Origin of the sequence: Lacisediminihabitans sp., assembly GCF_036569425.1 — a bacterium.
Classification (GTDB): domain Bacteria; phylum Actinomycetota; class Actinomycetes; order Actinomycetales; family Microbacteriaceae; genus Lacisediminihabitans.
On record NZ_DATCQQ010000008.1, the window covers coordinates 48,880 to 64,974 of the forward strand.

Annotated in this window: 16 protein-coding genes; 10 read left to right on the forward strand and 6 right to left on the reverse strand. The window is 67.8% G+C overall.

Features of this window, described 5'->3' with window-relative positions; translation table 11 throughout:
- Positions 1 to 4: 4 nt before the first annotated feature.
- The 4 genes from cydB to VIM54_RS00850 all read right to left on the reverse strand — a co-directional run bounded on the left by cydB (position 5) and on the right by VIM54_RS00850 (position 4,032).
- Positions 5 to 1,021 carry a cytochrome d ubiquinol oxidase subunit II gene (cydB, locus tag VIM54_RS00835; RefSeq protein ID WP_331898334.1) on the reverse strand — a complete coding sequence of 339 codons (1,017 nt, stop codon included), beginning with the start codon at positions 1,019 to 1,021 and terminating at the stop codon, positions 5 to 7.
- A 9-nt stretch (positions 1,022 to 1,030) separates the two neighbouring features.
- On the reverse strand, positions 1,031 to 2,443 hold the full coding sequence (locus tag VIM54_RS00840; RefSeq protein WP_331898335.1) for a cytochrome ubiquinol oxidase subunit I: 1,413 nt from the start codon (positions 2,441 to 2,443) through the stop codon (positions 1,031 to 1,033).
- A gap of 163 nt (positions 2,444 to 2,606) precedes the next feature.
- Complete coding sequence (locus VIM54_RS00845; RefSeq protein ID WP_331898337.1) at positions 2,607 to 3,149, reverse strand: flavodoxin family protein; 543 nt, start codon at positions 3,147 to 3,149, stop codon at positions 2,607 to 2,609.
- Positions 3,112 to 4,032 carry a universal stress protein gene (locus tag VIM54_RS00850; protein WP_331898338.1) on the reverse strand — a complete coding sequence of 307 codons (921 nt, stop codon included), beginning with the start codon at positions 4,030 to 4,032 and terminating at the stop codon, positions 3,112 to 3,114. The genes VIM54_RS00845 and VIM54_RS00850 overlap by 38 nt, the downstream gene beginning before the upstream one ends.
- Before the next feature lie 201 nt (positions 4,033 to 4,233).
- Between VIM54_RS00850 and VIM54_RS00855 the strand changes: the two genes are divergently transcribed.
- The 4 genes from VIM54_RS00855 to VIM54_RS00870 are packed head-to-tail and all read left to right on the forward strand — an operon-like array spanning position 4,234 to position 9,447.
- Positions 4,234 to 5,940: a GAF domain-containing protein gene (locus tag VIM54_RS00855; protein WP_331898340.1), complete on the forward strand. Its 1,707-nt coding sequence runs from the start codon at positions 4,234 to 4,236 to the stop codon at positions 5,938 to 5,940.
- Positions 5,941 to 5,964: 24 nt separating this feature from the next.
- A complete protein-coding gene (locus VIM54_RS00860; RefSeq protein ID WP_331898342.1) occupies positions 5,965 to 6,603 on the forward strand; it encodes a response regulator transcription factor in 639 nt (212 codons plus the stop codon).
- A gap of 52 nt (positions 6,604 to 6,655) precedes the next feature.
- Complete coding sequence (locus VIM54_RS00865) at positions 6,656 to 7,558, forward strand: universal stress protein (RefSeq protein WP_331898344.1); 903 nt, start codon at positions 6,656 to 6,658, stop codon at positions 7,556 to 7,558.
- Positions 7,555 to 9,447 (forward strand): heavy metal translocating P-type ATPase, encoded by a 1,893-nt coding sequence (locus VIM54_RS00870; protein ID WP_331898346.1) that lies wholly within the window; start codon positions 7,555 to 7,557, stop codon positions 9,445 to 9,447. Before VIM54_RS00865 ends, VIM54_RS00870 begins: the two co-directional genes overlap by 4 nt.
- Positions 9,448 to 9,459: 12 nt before the next feature.
- On the opposite strand, the gene VIM54_RS00875 is transcribed toward VIM54_RS00870, so the two are convergent.
- Positions 9,460 to 9,933, reverse strand: a complete 474-nt coding sequence (locus VIM54_RS00875) for a DUF2269 family protein (RefSeq protein WP_331898348.1) — start codon at positions 9,931 to 9,933, stop codon at positions 9,460 to 9,462.
- A gap of 78 nt (positions 9,934 to 10,011) precedes the next feature.
- On the opposite strand from VIM54_RS00875, the gene VIM54_RS00880 reads away from it, so the two are divergent.
- Positions 10,012 to 10,179: a hypothetical protein gene (locus VIM54_RS00880; protein ID WP_331898365.1), complete on the forward strand. Its 168-nt coding sequence runs from the start codon at positions 10,012 to 10,014 to the stop codon at positions 10,177 to 10,179.
- 142 nt (positions 10,180 to 10,321) lie between these two features.
- Here the strand turns inward: VIM54_RS00880 and VIM54_RS00885 are convergent, their stop codons facing one another.
- Entirely contained in the window at positions 10,322 to 10,771 is a 450-nt protein-coding gene (locus VIM54_RS00885) for a YdeI/OmpD-associated family protein (protein ID WP_331898350.1), read from the reverse strand.
- 312 nt (positions 10,772 to 11,083) lie between these two features.
- Here VIM54_RS00885 and VIM54_RS00890 point away from each other — a divergent pair, with 312 nt between their 5' ends.
- The 5 genes from VIM54_RS00890 to VIM54_RS00910 all read left to right on the forward strand — a co-directional run bounded on the left by VIM54_RS00890 (position 11,084) and on the right by VIM54_RS00910 (position 16,051).
- On the forward strand, positions 11,084 to 11,287 hold the full coding sequence (locus tag VIM54_RS00890) for a cold-shock protein (protein WP_147784641.1): 204 nt from the start codon (positions 11,084 to 11,086) through the stop codon (positions 11,285 to 11,287).
- A gap of 179 nt (positions 11,288 to 11,466) precedes the next feature.
- The gene (locus VIM54_RS00895; protein WP_331898355.1) at positions 11,467 to 12,303 is read left to right on the forward strand and encodes a DUF1684 domain-containing protein; all 837 of its coding nucleotides are present in this window, start codon (positions 11,467 to 11,469) and stop codon (positions 12,301 to 12,303) included.
- 66 nt (positions 12,304 to 12,369) lie between these two features.
- Entirely contained in the window at positions 12,370 to 13,029 is a 660-nt protein-coding gene (locus tag VIM54_RS00900) for a hypothetical protein (RefSeq protein WP_331898357.1), read from the forward strand.
- Positions 13,030 to 13,120: 91 nt separating this feature from the next.
- Positions 13,121 to 14,473 (forward strand): GAF domain-containing protein, encoded by a 1,353-nt coding sequence (locus VIM54_RS00905; protein WP_331898359.1) that lies wholly within the window; start codon positions 13,121 to 13,123, stop codon positions 14,471 to 14,473.
- 54 nt (positions 14,474 to 14,527) lie between these two features.
- The gene (locus VIM54_RS00910) at positions 14,528 to 16,051 is read left to right on the forward strand and encodes an aldehyde dehydrogenase family protein (protein ID WP_331898361.1); all 1,524 of its coding nucleotides are present in this window, start codon (positions 14,528 to 14,530) and stop codon (positions 16,049 to 16,051) included.
- Positions 16,052 to 16,095: the final 44 nt, after the last annotated feature.

Genomic DNA, 16,095 nt, shown 5'->3' on the forward strand with positions numbered 1-16,095 from the left:
CTGGTCAGCTCACCGTCGTGCTCGTGGGCTGGGGAATGGATGCCCGGGTGACCCGCTTGCGGAACACCCAGTACGTCCAGCCCTGGTACAGCACGACGAGCGGGAGGAAGATCAGGGCGGTCCAACTCATCACCGTGAGCGTGTACGGCGTGCTCGACGCGTTCGCGATAGTGAGGCTGTTGGCCGGGTCGTTACTCGCCGGCATCACGTTGGGGTAGAGCGCCGCGAAGAGGCTCAGCACCGCGACCGCGATGGTGACGGCCATGAGCGTGAAGGCGCCACGCTCCTTCGCTCGGAAGTTGGCGAGGAACGATCCGATGAGCAACACGGCGGCCGCCCCGGCGAGAATCCAGGAGAGCGGCTTGCCGTGGGCCAGGTTGGTCCAGAGCAGGAAAGAGGCCGCGACGACAATCGTGACGATGCCCGAGCGCACGGCGAGTTTCTGCGCCCGCACGCGCAGGTCGCCATCCGTCCTGAGCGAGATGAAGACCACGCCGTGGGTGAAGAACAGCAGCAGGGTCGTCAGGCCGCCGAGCAGCGCGTATGGGTTGAGCAGGTCGAAGAGCGTGCCGGTGTAGTTGTGGTTCGAGTCGAGTGCCACCCCCTGCACGATGTTGGCGAACGCGACGCCCCAGAGCAGGGCCGGTACGGCCGAGCCGACGACGATCATCCCGTCGAACCAGCTCTTCCAGCGGGACTCGGGGCGATGGTGGCGGTATTCGAACGACACCCCGCGCGCGATGAGGGCGAGCAGGATGAGCAGCAACGCGAGGTAGAACCCGCTGAAGAGCGTGGCATACCACTCGGGGAAGGCGGCGAAGAGGGATGCGCCGGCCACGATCAGCCAGGTCTCGTTGAGGTCCCAGACCGGGCCGATCGTGTTGATCATGACGCGACGATCGATCTCGTCGCGGCCGAGGAAGGGCAGGGCCATTCCCACGCCGAAGTCGAAACCGTCGAGCACGAAGTAGCCGATGAAGAGGAAGCCGACAATGCCGAACCAGAGTAGGGAGAGATCCATGGTGTGCTCCTAGTAGACCGTGACGGCGTCGGACGGCCGGCCGGATGTGTCGTCGAGGGGGACCGCGTCATCCGGCCCCTTCTGGGCTGCCCGCTTGATGAGCCTGAACTCGACGACGGCGAGTGCCCCGTAGATGAGGGTGAAGGCGACGATCGAGATCAGCACGTCGAGACCGGTGACGTTGGGGGAGACCCCGTCCCTGGTCTTGAGCAGGCTGAAGACGATCCACGGTTGGCGGCCCATCTCGGTGAAGATCCAGCCCACGATCATCGCTGCGAGGGGGAGCGGGAACGCCCACACCGCGACCCGCCAGACCCAGCGTTGCTTCGGCATCCGACCCCCGCGGATGAGCCAGAGGCCCACGATCGAGATGATCACCGACACGAGGCCCAGGCCGATCATCCAGCGGAACGCCCAGTAGGTGACCCAAATCACCGGGGTGTAGTTGCCCGGCCCGTAGAGGGTCGTGTACTGGGCCTGGAGATCGTTGATGCCCTCGACCGTGCCACCCAGGGTGTGGGTCGACAGGAACGACAGCAGGTACGGGATGCGGATGGAGAACAGCTCGCTCACCCCGTCCGGTGTGCCGAGGGTGAAGATCGAGAATGAGGCGTCGGCTCCGCTTGACGTCTTGTACAACGCCTCGGCGGCGGCCATCTTCATCGGCTGGGTGGACACCATCGCGAGCCCGAGCTGGTCGCCGGTGAGCACGGTGAGGATCCCGGCGCCGATCATCGTCCACATCCCGAACTTGATGGCGGGGCGCATGGTGTCGAGGTGCTGGTTGCGGGCCAGGTGCCAGGCCGCGACGCAGATCACGAGGGCGGCAGACACCATGAACGACGCGACGATCGTGTGCGGGAAGGCGGCGAGAGCCACCTTGTTGGTGAGCACCGCCCAGATGTCGGTGAGCTCGGCCCGCCCGCGCACCTTGTTCAGCTCGAAGCCCACCGGATGCTGCATGAAGGCGTTGGCCGCGATGATGAAGTATGCGGAGAGGATCGTGCCGGCGGCGGTGAGCCAGATGGTCGCGAGGTGCAGGCCGCGTGGCAACTTGTCCCAGCCGAAGATCCAGAGGCCGATGAATGTCGCCTCGAGAAAGAAGGCCAGAAGGCCCTCAAGGGCGAGAGGTGCTCCGAAGACGTCACCGACGAACCGGGAGTATGTCGACCAGTTCATGCCGAACTGGAATTCCTGAACGATGCCGGTGACCACGCCCATGGCGAAGTTGATCAGGAACAGCTTGCCGAAGAAGTGGGTGAGCTGCAGGTACTTCGCCTTCGACGTGCGCACCCATGCCGTCTGGAACACCGCGGTCGTCGTGGCCATCCCGATGGTGATCGGCACGAACAGGAAGTGGTAGATCGTCGTCAACCCGAACTGCCATTGCGATAGCACGAGGGGACTGAGCAGGTCGTTCACGTGGCGCTCCCGTTCCGGCGAACGCTGGGTCCGCGACGAAGTATGTCGAATGCCGCCGCGTGGGCGTGTCCGCTCAGGCGGTCACACCGTCATCGGGGCAGAGCCAGAGTATTTTTCGGCGGTGCACCGGCGAGGGACTTTGGTCCCGCAAGTTGCGACGCCCTCACGGCGCGGTCGTGAGGGCCGCTGTCGCCAGCCGCCCGATCTGTTCGCCCCACGCGCGAGCGCGCTCAAGTTCGCCGGCCTTGATCGCCTCGTTCTCGTCCACGAGAAAGCTCGAACGCCGCGCTACCTGCCGCAGACCACGGCGGGCGAGGGTCTTGCCGATCGACGCCGACGCCGCCCCCGTGAGGATGCGGGCCATGTCCCGCCGGGTGTCGAACGCGGCGAAGAGTCCGGAGCCCGGCGGCGCGGTGTCGAGCCATTCGCGCACCCCGACGCCCAGGGCGCCCGACTCGAGCGCGAGGTGCCGTTGCGGGTCGTTCGACATGGCGGCGGCGGCCGCTCGGGTCGCGGGCATGCTCATCCCGTGCACGTGGGTCGGTGCACCCACCACGACAAGGTCGGCGAGCCCGATGCCCTGTGGATCCGCGTCATGCACTCTCACGAGCACCACGGTCGACGACCCGGCGAGGCCCGCCGCAATCTGCTCCGCGATCTTCCTCGTGTTACCGAACATCGACTCGTAGATTACGAGCGCCTTCATCCCGGGCTTCCTCCCGTTCGGCGTCGTCGGCATCCTGGTCGCCGTGCACCACGAGCGTCGGACCGGCGAGGTTGAGGAGCACATCGTGGCTCACCGGGCCGAGGGCGCGCTGGGCCAGCCCGTGGCGACGGGAGCTCCCGATGACAAGCAACCGGGCAGAGGTGGAGGCCTCGATCAGGGCCTCCGCCGGCGTCCGGCGCATGGTGCGCGACTTCACCGAGACGGTGACGCAGTGCTCCTTCGCCAGCGACACGGCCTCGGCCATCATCTGCTCGACGGACGCGTGCACGAGCTTTTCGTGCTGGAGTGTCCTGTCATCCGGGTCCAGCCGCAGCTGGGGGAGGCGCCACGATCGGACGAGGGTGAGGTCCTGGCCGGTGCGTTCGGCCTCTGCCGCGGCGAATCGCACGGCCGCCCAGCCCGCGGTGGAGTCGTCGACGCCTGCCACGATGCCCCGGCGGTTGCGTACCGAGGACTCCGGGATGATCGCGACCGGCGCCTGGGCGCTCGCCGCGAGTTGGAGGCTTCGGGAGCCGAAGGCCCTTCCGTGCAGGAACCCGGTCTTGTGGGTGCCGACGACCACCAGTTCGCAGCGGGCGGAGGCGCTCGCGAGCTCCACCATCGGGTCGCCGCGGAGCACCTCGCTCGTCACCGGCACCGTCGGTTCCAGTGACCGGGCGAATTCCGTCTCGGTCTCGACGAGTTCGCGCGCAGATCGGTGGATCTCCTCGAGAGCGAGGGTGCCGATCATGCCCCATTCGTCATCGACCACGTGCACGAGCAACACGCCAGCGTCCGTGGCCGCGGCGCGCCGCATCGTCCAGGTGAGCGCGGAGCGGCTGGGTGACGACCCGTCGATCCCCGCCAGGATGGTGCGTTCCATGGTGCGGGCCTCCCTGCCGTGTGCCGCTTGTCGGCTCGTCCATCGTGCCGAACCCAGCCGGTACGCGACAGGGGCTTTGGTCCCACCGCCGACGGCAAGAGCCCCCTTGTGCCCCGAAAGTAGGCAAACCGGGGATAGGCTCACGGTTACGAGGACCCGGCCAGGCGGATGTCCGAGTCGCCAGTTAGTTGAGGTGCAGCCGTGACGAGCGAAGATGACTCCCTGAACTTCCCTGACGAACCGCGCGCCGAACTCGACCGGGCGCTCAGCGAACTCGTCGACCGGGCCCAGGACGTGCTCACCACCCAGAGCAGACTCCGCGCGCTTCTCCGGGCCAACCAGGCGGTGGTCGAGCAGCTCGAGCTCCCCGTCGTGTTGCGCAGGATCGTCGAGTCCGCGGTGGGTCTTGTGGGCGCCCAGTACGGCGCGCTCGGTGTGATCGCGCCGCAGGGCGGACTCGAGCAGTTCATCAACGTCGGGATGCCGCCGGAGCAGGTAGAGTCGATCGGGCATCTTCCCGAGGGGCACGGGCTGATCGGAGCGCTCATCGACGACCCGCGGCCCATCCGGCTGCGTCATCTCTCCGAGGACTTCCGTTCGGCCGGATTCCCCGAGTCGCACCCCAACATGGACAGCTTTCTCGGCGTCCCTGTCCGGGTTCGCGACGAGGTGTACGGCAACCTGTACCTCACCAACCAGACGTCAGGTAAGTTCAGCAAGGAAGACGAAGAACTCGTGACGGCACTTGCCGCCACCGCCGGCTTCGCCATCGACAACGCCCGCCTTTTCGCCGAGACCCGGCGCCGCCAGGCCTGGTCGGCCGCATCCGCGGAGGTGACGGCCGCACTTCTCTCCTCCGAGCGCAGCGACTCGATCTCCATCCTCGTCAGCCGGGTCCTTCTCCTGGCCGAGGCGGATCTCGTCTGCGTCGTGTTGCCCACCGACGATCCGGCGAAACTCGAGGTGGGCACAGCCCGCGGCGTCGACGAGGAGTCCCTCGAGGGAACATTCCTGGATGCCGAAGGCTCGATCGCGGGGAGCGTGCTCGAGGGGCTGCATCCCCGCCTCGTCAACGATGGCGATCGCGAGGAGATCGCGCTGCCCAGTGGCAACCGGCTAGGGCCGGTGATGGCCCTCCCGCTCGTCGTCGGCAGCCGGGCAGAGGGCGCCCTCATCGTGGCCCGGGTCCACGGGGCGATGAGCTTCTCTCCAGCCGACCTCGAAATGGCCGCCGACTTCGCCGGGCAGGCGAGCGTGGCCATGGAGCTCGCCAAGGCCCGGGCGACCCGCCAGCGGATGCTGCTCCTCGAGGATCGCGGACGCATCGCGCGAGACCTGCACGATCACGTCATCCAGCAGCTCTTCGCCACGGGGCTCGAACTGCAGAGCCTCGCCGGAGTCATCGCACCGTCGCCTGAGGCGGACAGGGTGCTGCGTAGCGTGTCGAGTCTCGACGCGGCGATCGCGCAGATCAGAACGGTGATCTTCGCGCTCTCCTCGCAGGCCGAAGATCGCCGCGACACCGTGCGGCACTGGATCATCGACCTCGCCAACGAACTCGCACCCGGCCTCGCCCGCACCCCCACCGTGCAGTTTTCCGGTCCCGTCGACCTCGTGGTGACCGAAGGCCTCGCCGATGACGTGATCGCCGTGACCCGGGAGGCGCTGACGAACGCGGCCAAGCACGCCGGGGCGCAGAACACCATGGTCTCGCTCGCAGCCACCGACGGCTGGGTGGTGCTGGAGATCAGAGATGACGGCGCCGGGGGAGTCTCCGCGAGTCCGCGCCGCAGCGGCCTCGCTAATTTGGAGGAGCGCGCCGTGCGCCGCCGCGGTACATTCAGCCTGGACTCGGACGACAGCGGCACGCGTGTGTGCTGGAGCGTCCCATTCGATCTGGCAGACTGAACGACCGAAGGACGGAGCGACCCGATGATCCGAGTGTTCCTGGTCGACGATCACGAGATCGTGCGCCGAGGCATTGCCGACCTGCTTAACGCCGAGCCGGATATCGAGGTCGTGGGCGAGGCGGGCACGGCTGCCCAGGCTCGGGCGAGGATCGCGGCGACGCTGCCCGACGTGGCCCTGCTCGATGTGCGTCTCCCGGACGGGAGCGGCATCGACGTGTGCCGCGACGTGCGTTCGAAGAGCCCGGAGGTGCGGTGCCTCATGGTCACCGCCTACGACGACGACGAGGCGCTCTCCGCCGCGGTGGTGGCCGGGGCGGCCGGCTACGTGCTCAAGGACGTGCGCGGCAGCGGGCTCGTCGAATCCATCCGTAAGGTCGCCGCTGGCCGCACTCTCATCGATCCGGCGCTCTCGAGGCGAGTCGTTCAGCGGATGGAGCACACCAGGGACAGCGATCCTCGACTGGGATCGCTCAGCGCCCGCGAGCGGCAGATCCTGTCGCTCATCGCCGACGGCCTCACCAATCGGCAGATCGGCGTCGAACTCTCGCTCGCCGAGAAGACGGTGAAGAACTACGTGTCGAGCCTGCTGAGCAAGCTCGGCCTGCAGCGCAGGACCCAGGCGGCGGTGCTCCACCTGGGCACGCTGCACACCGACCAGTAGCGGGGGACTTTGTGCTCTAACGTCTCGAACGGGACGCCGTGAGCATGGGGTCATGGATGCAACGAATCGCGCCGAACAGACCATCGTTGGGTGGGACCGTTCGCCTGCTGCCCACGCGGCCCTTGCCTGGGCGATCGACCGGGAACGACCTCGGAACGGCACGGTCACGTTGCTCTGGGTCTTCGGCGACATCGCCACCGGCCGGCACGACCTGGAGACCGCACGAACGCTGGCCGCGAAGGATGCCCAAGTGGCGATGGAGTCGGCCCACGGGGTGACGGTCCTCAGCGAGGTCGTGCTGGGAGAGCCGTACGACAGGCTCCTCTCCCGATCGGAACCCGGGTCGCTCATTGCGGTCGGCGTGCACGATCGAACGGCGAGGCGGGTGCTCCGCGGCGCGTCCATCGGACTCCGACTTGCGGCATCCGCGCCGGGGCCGGTGGCCATTGTCCCGGCGCCGCACGGCCAACGAGAGGGCGTCGTCGTGGGGGTCGACGGTTCCGAGGCATCCCTCAACGCCGCGAGGTTCGCAGCACGCGAGGCCGAGCGCCGCGGAGAGGTGCTCACCGTCATCCACGGCTGGCTCGAACCGAACATCTGGCTCGACGCCTTTCCGCTGGAGCCGGAGTTCCTGCTTCAGTTGCAGGAGGCCCACGACCAGATCCTCGACAAGTGTCTCGCGATCATCTCGCACGAATTCCCGACCCCCCGCGTCTCCGGACGCACCGCCCGCGGCCACATCCCGCGCTCGATCCTCGAGGCCTCGTCGTCCGCGGCCCTCGTCGTTGTCGGAAGCCAGAGTCGCCGGCTCGTCGGCCGCACACTGCTCGGTTCGGTCAGCCACGAAGTGATGCTCAATCTCGACGTGCCGGCGGTCGTGGTGCACACCCCGGCGCCGGACGGAGCGGCACCGGCGAGCATGCCGAGCCGCACGGCGGCGCCAGCCACGACGTGAGCGAAACGCGCCTGGAGCCCCCGACGGGCGTCGTCGCCGAGGTTCGCACCGCGTCGCGCGTCTTCGCCCGGTATCCGGTCGTCGCGGCGACCATTCTGGTCGGCGCCATAGGCGGAGTGATCTGGCTCGCCGGCGCCCATGACGCCGCCCGCTGGGTCGTGAGCGGCTACGCCCTCGCGATGGCCGCCGTGCGCGGCTGGCGGATGCTCCGCGATCTCATCCGGGGACACGCCGGCGTCGACATTCTCGCGATCGCCGCGATCCTGGCCACCGTGGCCGTCGGCGAGTACTGGGCGAGCCTGGTGATCGTGCTGATGCTGTCCGGCGGAGAGGCGCTAGAAGCCTTCGCCGGCCGCCGGGCGCGCCGGGAATTGACCGCTCTCCTCGCGCGGGCTCCGCAGTCTGCGCACCGCGTCGGGGAAGGGGACTCGGTCGACGAGATCCCGATCGACAGCGTGGCGCTCGGGGACGAGCTGCTGGTGCGACCGGGAGAGGTGGTGCCGGTCGACGGCACGCTGCTCTCCGAGATCGCGACCTTCGACGAGTCGCAGCTCACCGGTGAGAGCCTCCCGGTCGAGCGCGGCGTGGGGGAGCAGGTGCTGAGCGGCAGCGTGAACGGTGAGTCTGCCATCCGCATCCGCGCGACCGCGGTGGCGGCGGACAGCCAATACCAGCGGGTGGTGCAGCTCGTGGCCTCCGCTGCCCAGAGTCGGGCGCCGCTCGTGCGTCTCGCCGACCGATTCGCCGTGCCGTTCACTGTCGTGTCGGTCGCCATAGCCGGCTTCGCCTGGTGGGCGAGCGGCGAGCCGGTGCGATTCGCCGAGGTGCTGGTGGTTGCCACGCCGTGCCCGCTCCTGATTGCCGCACCGGTGGCCTTCATCGCCGGGATGAGCCGATCCGCCAAGGCCGGCGTGATCGTGAAGTCGGGGCGGACGCTCGAACAGCTCTCCAGGGTGAAGACCGTCGCCTTCGACAAGACGGGAACCCTCACCCTCGGGCTGCCCCAGGTCGTGGCTATCCTGCCCGAAGGGTCGCTCGCCGCCAACGACCTGCTGTCCCTCGTGGCCTCCGTCGAACAGTATTCCCCCCACGTTCTCGCGTCGGCCATCGTCGACGCCGCCCTCGCGGCGAGCCTGGCCCTCGAGCCGGCCACCGACATCCATGAGGAGACGGCCGCAGGGGTCACCGCCACGGTCGGTGGCCGCCGGGTTGCCGTCGGCAAGCGGCAGTTCGTCTCCGGGCTCGCCGGCGACATCGACTCGCCGCCCCCGCGGTCCGGCCAGTTGGCGGTCTACGCGGCGGTCGACGGCGCCTTCGCCGGCGAAATCCTGCTCTCCGACCGGGTGCGGGACAACGCGAAGTCCACCCTCACTCAGCTGTCGCGGCTCGGCGTGCGGCGCACGATCCTCATCTCCGGCGACCTCGCCGCCACCGCGCAGCACGTGGCGGACGAATTGGGGATTAGCGAGGTGCGCGCCCAGTGCCTGCCGGAGCAGAAGGTGGAGGCGGTGAAGGGCATCACCGATCGGCCGGTGATGATGGTGGGGGACGGCGTCAACGACGCGCCGGTGCTCGCGGTGGCCGACATCGGGGTGGCGATGGGTGCCCGCGGTTCGACGGCGGCAAGCGAGTCGGCGGATGTCGTGATCATGGTCGACGACCTGTCCCGCGTCGTCCGCGCAATCACCATCGGCTGGCAGACCAACGCGACCGCGTTGAGAGCGATCTGGCTCGGCATCGCACTGAGCCTCGCCCTCATGATCGTGGCGACGTTCGGCGTGCTCCCGGCCATCGTCGGGGCGGCGCTGCAGGAGGTCGTGGACCTCCTGGTTATCCTCTATGCGCTCCGTGGGCTCGTGGAGCGGTCGGACCGCCGGCTCAGCCGCTGATCGGCGGAGGGGTCACGGCCGCCAGACCATGAGAACGACCACCGCGACGAGCAGGAGCGAGACGATTCCCGAGCCGGCGGCGATGGCGGGGTAGCGCGGCGCGGCGACCACCGTCGCTGCACCTGCACCTGCACCGGCGGGCGCCGCGCCGGCAGACTCGAGGTCCGCAGCCGCCCGACGCAGGGTGGGCACCACGATGGCGAGGCTGAGCGCGATCGCAATCACATAGAGGATCAGGGAGATCAGGATCCACGGGGTGGTCATCGAAAGCTTCTCCTTCGGATCGGTCATGCCCATGAGGGCGAACCCCAACACGACCACCAGCAGGGAGAGCAGACTGAACAGGTTGGTGGACCTGGCCAGCAGCCCCACCTGGGCCGCATTGCGAGCACGGATCGCGCGCATCGCGCTCATCGGCAGGATCGCCATCGGTCCGACGATGAACACGGCGCCGACGACATGCAGGACATTCACGAGAGTTTCCATGGGCCACAGCCTAGTGACGACACGCCCGCCCGGTGACCCGCGCGAGGGGCGGGTATCCCACGGCGTACACTGATCGCCATGCTCATCGTGGTCGTCGTCGTTCTGCTCGTGCTCTGGCTGGTTCTCTCGATTCTGGGCTTCGTGCTCAAGGGGCTGCTGTGGCTCGCGGTGCTCGGGATCGTGCTCTTCGCGATCACCGCCGTCGTCGGCTTCCTGCGCCGCTCCGGCGGTCGCCCCAGGCCTTAAAGGGACCGCCCTGCCGCGACCCAGCCCATCCCGATAAGCGGGCCCATCCCGATAAGCGGGACCCTCCTGATCAGCGGGACCATCCCGATAAGCGGGCCCATCCCGATAAGCGGGCCCATCCCGATAAGCGGGACCCTCCTGATCAGCGGGCCAGCAGCGCGTCGATCACCGCGGCGATCCGGCGTGACCGCGTCTCGGCGGTCTTGGCCGCCTCGATCGGGCCGACGAATGCGGCGCGGCGCGAGGGCGAGAGCGCGGCGAACGCCTCCGCGCCTCCCGGCGAAGCGGCCAGTGCTGCCGCCAGGTCGTCCGGAACCGCCACCACGCGCGGCGCGGTGTCCAGTTCGAGGGTCACCTGCACGCTGTCGCCGGCCGCCAGCCCGAGGGCGGCGCGGTGTTCCGCGCTCAGGGAAACGATGAATCCGCCGTACCGCGTCGACACCGTCGTGCGGTAGGAATAGTCGCCGATCCGCACGGTCACCGCCGGCTTCCTCGAGCCGCCGAGCCCCTCGACTGCGTGATCGGGAACGGGCAGCCCGGTGGCCTTGAGCCCGGGCGCCTGAAGCACGGTAGTGGTGAATGTCTCCGCCATTCTCCGACCCTATTCCTCGCGGTCGTCCGTCGGAAGGCCCCGAATCTCCGTGCGTATTCGGTCGCGCTTAGTACTCATCGCGAGTTATTTATTGAGTTTTCTTGGGCATTCGCGCAAAATTCGGCGTCGTGGTCTACGCTGGGACATGCAGTTGCAGTACCTCGCACATCTTGAATGCTTGGAACCCTTAAGATCGGTCGCTTGAGAAATCAGTCGGCTGGGTGCCATGTCTCTTTCGGGAGCGGACGATGAACACCGCGACGAGCGGGCCCGACAGTCGGGTTCGCGCGAAGACTCCTGAAGGAGAAAATTATGGCACTAGGAACAGTGAAGTGGTTCAACGCTGAAAAGGGCTTTGGATTCATCGCCCCGGACGACGGAAGCCCGGATGTGTTCGCACACTACTCGGCGATCGCTTCGAGCGGCTACAAGTCGCTTGACGAGAACCAGAAGGTCGAATTCGACCTGGCCCAGGGCCCCAAGGGCCCGCAGGCGGAGAACATCCGCCCGCTGTAATGGCAACAGGCCGTAGTGGCCGAACAGGATGCAACTAATGCTGATGTATGTCAGCCATAGACGTTGAGACTCCGTGAGACCGGCCCCCGCACCTCGGTGCGGGGGCCGGTTTTCTCGTTAAGGGAATCCCGGCATGTCCCGGCTCGTTGCAGTGAGGGACTTCAGCAAGGATGGAACGTATGACCGACACAGCCACAACAGCCACGCCAGCCGAGCAACTCGCCACCTTCCACACCAGACGCGAGCTCTCGGTCGTGCAGCCGAAGGGCAGTCTCGCCCTCGTGAACACCCAATGGATCGACTCCGAGCAGACCATTTGGGGCGTGCCGGGCACCTGGGCCCCGCTGCCGGCCGGAGAGTCGGGACTCGCACTCACGGCGACCGCGGCCGACGGCATCCGGGTCGACGGCGTGCTCATCGATGGCGAAGCGGTCGTGCGCGGCAAGGACTCGCCGACGCCGAGCGAGATCACCTTCAACGACACCACGTCGGGATTCGTCATCGCGAGCGAGGCCGGAAGCTACGCCCTGCGCGTGTTCGACTCGAACTCCGAGGGAATCCAGGAGTTCGGTTCGATCTCGGCCTTCGACTACAACCCGGACTGGGTGGTCACCGGCACCTTCACCGAGCTCCCGGATGGCACCACCGTCGGCTTCGAACACCTCAAGGACGACGGCAAGTCCCGCGAACTTCCGGTGCCCGGCGAGATCACCTTCACCAAGGACGGCGCGGACTATAACCTCGCGGCGTTCAAGGCCGGGCGTGCGCTTCAGCTCGTCTTCTCGGACTCGACGAGCGGCGACAGTACATACAGCGTCGGCAGGTTCCTGTTCGTGGCTCCGAACGCAGACGGCACGATCACCCTGGACTTCAACCGCGCCATCCTGCCCCCCTGCGCCTTCAGCTACGCCTTCAATTGCCCCATGCCGCCCAGGCAGAACCGATTCTCGGTGCCGATCGAGGCCGGCGAGAAGCAGGTTCTGCAGCAGGACGGCACGCTGCTGCACGAGGAGTGACGGCCGTAGTCGAATCGTGACCAGTCGGACCGGGCGGCCACTCTGGCCAGCCCGTACCGTTGTGCCATGAACCATCTCCCACGCGCCCGCCTCACGCCACTACTTGTCGTGCTCGCCATTGCCGCCATGAGCGGGTGCGCGCCGGAGGGCGGTGGGCAGGCATCTGGCTCGTCGTCGGCCTCGCCGAACGCGACGACGACGCCGGTTACCACGGCGACGCTCCAGGTGGCACGGGAGGGGATCACCCTCCTCGGAAGCGACGGTTCGACCCTGCAGACCCTGTCCTATGCCACGGATCCGGTGGACGCGATCGCGGCCCTCACCAACCGGCTCGGGGCGGCACCAGCCACCGAGTCCTTTGCGGCTAATGCGTGCTCGTATGCTCAGAAGACCGCGAGCTGGGGCCACGGCTTCAGCCTGACCTATGTCACCGACGACCCGGGTGGCGCGGCGAAGACCTTCACCGTGCGTTCGGATGCCGCCACGATCAGCGGAAACGTGTCGGTCGAGACCGCCCAGGGTTTCTCCGTCGGCGATCCGGTGAAGGCGTTGATCGCCAAGACCCCGAACGCCGTCACGCAGGGCGAGGACGATCCGAGCGCGTTCGGCATCCGGGTGTTCTTCGACCTCGACTCCGACCAGAATGGCGTGGGCGTCGATTCCGACCCGAAGACGCTGCTCATCTCGATCATCTTCGCTCCGGCCAACGTGAACCAGGACTGCTGACCTCCGCTCAGATTGTGCGCTGGTCCCCAGTCTGCACGGTGATTGTGCCGGGTACGATGGGTGGCACTCGACCAACGATGATCGGAGTGCTTTGGCCAGTCCCTGGATCGTCACCCATACGGATGACGTGCGTGATCGCGCGCGCATCGCCAGTGCGCACGACTCGGTGGTGGGCACTCGGATGCCGGCCACGGGAGTACGGCGCCTGGTGGAGGAGTCCTGGCAGCGCTCCCTGCAGCTGAAACTCGACCCGGATCGTCTCCGCACCGCGCTCGAGTTCGACGAAGACGAACTTCGGGAGTACCGGGACGCGCATCCGATGTCCCTCGTGCTGCCGACGATCCACAGCCTGCTCATCCGGCACACGTTCGACTCGGGGCTGATCGTCGCCGTCGGCGACGAGGCGGGCCGTCTGCTCTGGATCGACGGCGACCGTTCCCTGCGCCGGAAGGCCGAGGGGATGCTGTTCGTGGAGGGGGCGGACTGGTCCGAGCGCGCGGTGGGCACGAGCGCCCCCGGCACCGCGCTGGCCCTCGACCACGGCATCCAGATCCAGGGGGCCGAGCACTTCAACCGCATCGTGCATCCGTGGAGCTGCACGGCGGTGCCCGTGCACGACCCCGGGTCCGGGCGGGTGCTCGGCGTGATCGACATCACGGGTGGGGACGACGCCGTTGCACCGGCCACGCTGCCCCTCCTCGAGGCCGCCGTCGCGGCCGTCGAGTCGGAGCTTCGCATCCGGCGCCTCGACGAGCTCTCCTCCCGGCCGAGGCGCGCCACGCCACCGCGTCGGCCGTCGGTCGTGGCAGCGGAGCCGCTGCTGGCGGTGCTCGGCAGCGACACCGGTCGTCTCGCCAGCCGAGGCGGGGCCGTCGAACTGAGCATGCGGCACGCGGAGATTCTTACCCTGCTCGCCTGGCACCCCGAGGGACTGTCGGTGGACCGGCTCGCGGACCTCGTCTACGAGCGCGAAGGCTCGGTGGTGACGCTGCGTGCGGAGATGGTGCGCCTGCGAAAGGTGCTCGAGGCCGCCGACGAGGCGCTCGTGCCGCTGTCGCGACCGTATCGGCTGCCGCGCAAGCTGGAACTCGACGCGCATCGCGTGCTCGCGTTCCTCGATCGAGGCGCCCATCGGGTCGCCCTCGCCGCCTACTCCGGCGCGCTGCTTCCCACGTCGAGCGCCCCCGGGATCGTCGCAATCCGGGCGGAGCTGAGCGCGCGGCTGCGCGACGCGCTCCTCACCGACGCGTCCGTCGACACGCTTCTCACCTACGCGCGCACGGATGAGGCGGTCTACGACGCCGAGGTGTGGCGGGCTTGCCTGATGATGTTGCCACCGAAGTCGCCCAAACGGGCCGCCGTCGTCTCGCGACTCGAACGCATCGAGATCGAGCTCGGCGCGGTGCAACAAGTTGCAACCTGGACGCAACCTCGCCGCTCCTAGTCTTCTCGGAGGCCACCAGTGGGCCATCGGACAACGACGTCGACAGGAGTTGCAATGACCGTTTACGCGGCCCCGGGTTCCCCGGATGCGAAAATCACCTTCAAGCCACGGTACGAAAACTGGATCGGGGGTGAGTGGGTCAAGCCGGTCAAGGGCCAGTACTTCGAAGACATCTCCCCAGTCAACGGCAAGCCGTTCGCCGAGGTCGCGCGCGGCACGGCGGAAGACATCGAACTCGCCCTCGACGCCGCCCACAAGGCCGCGCCGGCGTGGGGCAAGACGAGCGCCACCCAGCGTGCCGCCGTTCTCAACAAGATCGCCGACCTGATCGACGCGAACACCGAGCTGCTCGCCCTCGCCGAGACCTGGGACAACGGCAAGGCGATCCGCGAGACTCTCAACGCCGACATCCCGCTCGCCGCCGACCACTTCCGCTACTTCGCGGCGGCAATCCGTGCCCAGGAGGGCAGCTTCGCCGAGATGGACGGCGACATGACGGCCTATCACTACCACGAGCCGCTCGGCGTCGTCGGGCAGATCATCCCGTGGAACTTCCCCATCCTCATGGCCGTCTGGAAGCTCGCACCGGCCCTCGCCGCCGGCAACGCGATCGTGCTCAAGCCCGCGGAGCAGACCCCGGTGTCGATCCTCGTGCTGATCGAGCTCATCGGCGACATCCTGCCGCCCGGGGTCGTCAACATCGTCAACGGATTCGGTGTGGAGGCGGGCAAGCCGCTCGCCTCGAGCCCCCGCATCCGCAAGATCGCCTTCACCGGGGAGACGACCACCGGCCGCCTCATCCTGCAGTACGCGAGTGCCAACATCATCCCGGCGACCCTCGAGCTGGGCGGCAAGAGCCCAAACCTGTTCTTCTCGGATGTCGCAGACAAGGACGACGCGTTCTACGACAAGGCGCTCGAGGGCTTCGCGCTCTTCGCCTTCAACCAGGGCGAGGTCTGCACCGCTCCGAGCCGTGCCCTGATCGAGAAGCCGATCTACGACACCTTCCTCGGCGCGGCCGTGAAGCGCACCGCCCTCGCGGTGCAGGGCAACCCGCTCGACACCGACACGATGGTCGGCGCCCAGGCGTCGAACGACCAGCTGGAGAAGATCCTCAGCTACATCGACATCGGCAAGCAGGAGGGCGCGAAGCTGCTGCTCGGCGGGGAGCGCGCCGACCTCGGCGGTGACCTCAGCGAGGGCTACTACGTGCAGCCGACCATCTTCGAGGGCCACAACAAGATGCGCCTCTTCCAGGAGGAGATCTTCGGGCCGGTGCTCGCCGTCACGAGCTTCGACGGCTACGACGACGGGATCGCGATCGCCAACGACACGCTGTACGGACTTGGAGCCGGCGTCTGGTCGCGCAACGGCAACGTGGCGTACCGGGCCGGCCGCGACATCCAGGCCGGTCGCGTCTGGGTGAACAACTACCACGCCTACCCGGCGGGTGCGGCGTTCGGCGGCTACAAGAGCTCGGGCATCGGCCGCGAGAACAGCCGCCTGGCACTCGACCACTACCAGCAGACGAAGAACCTGCTCGTCTCGTACTCCGAGGACAAGCTCGGGTTCTTCTAAACCCGCATCAACTCGGGGATCGAGCCTGTCGAGAAGCATTCGGC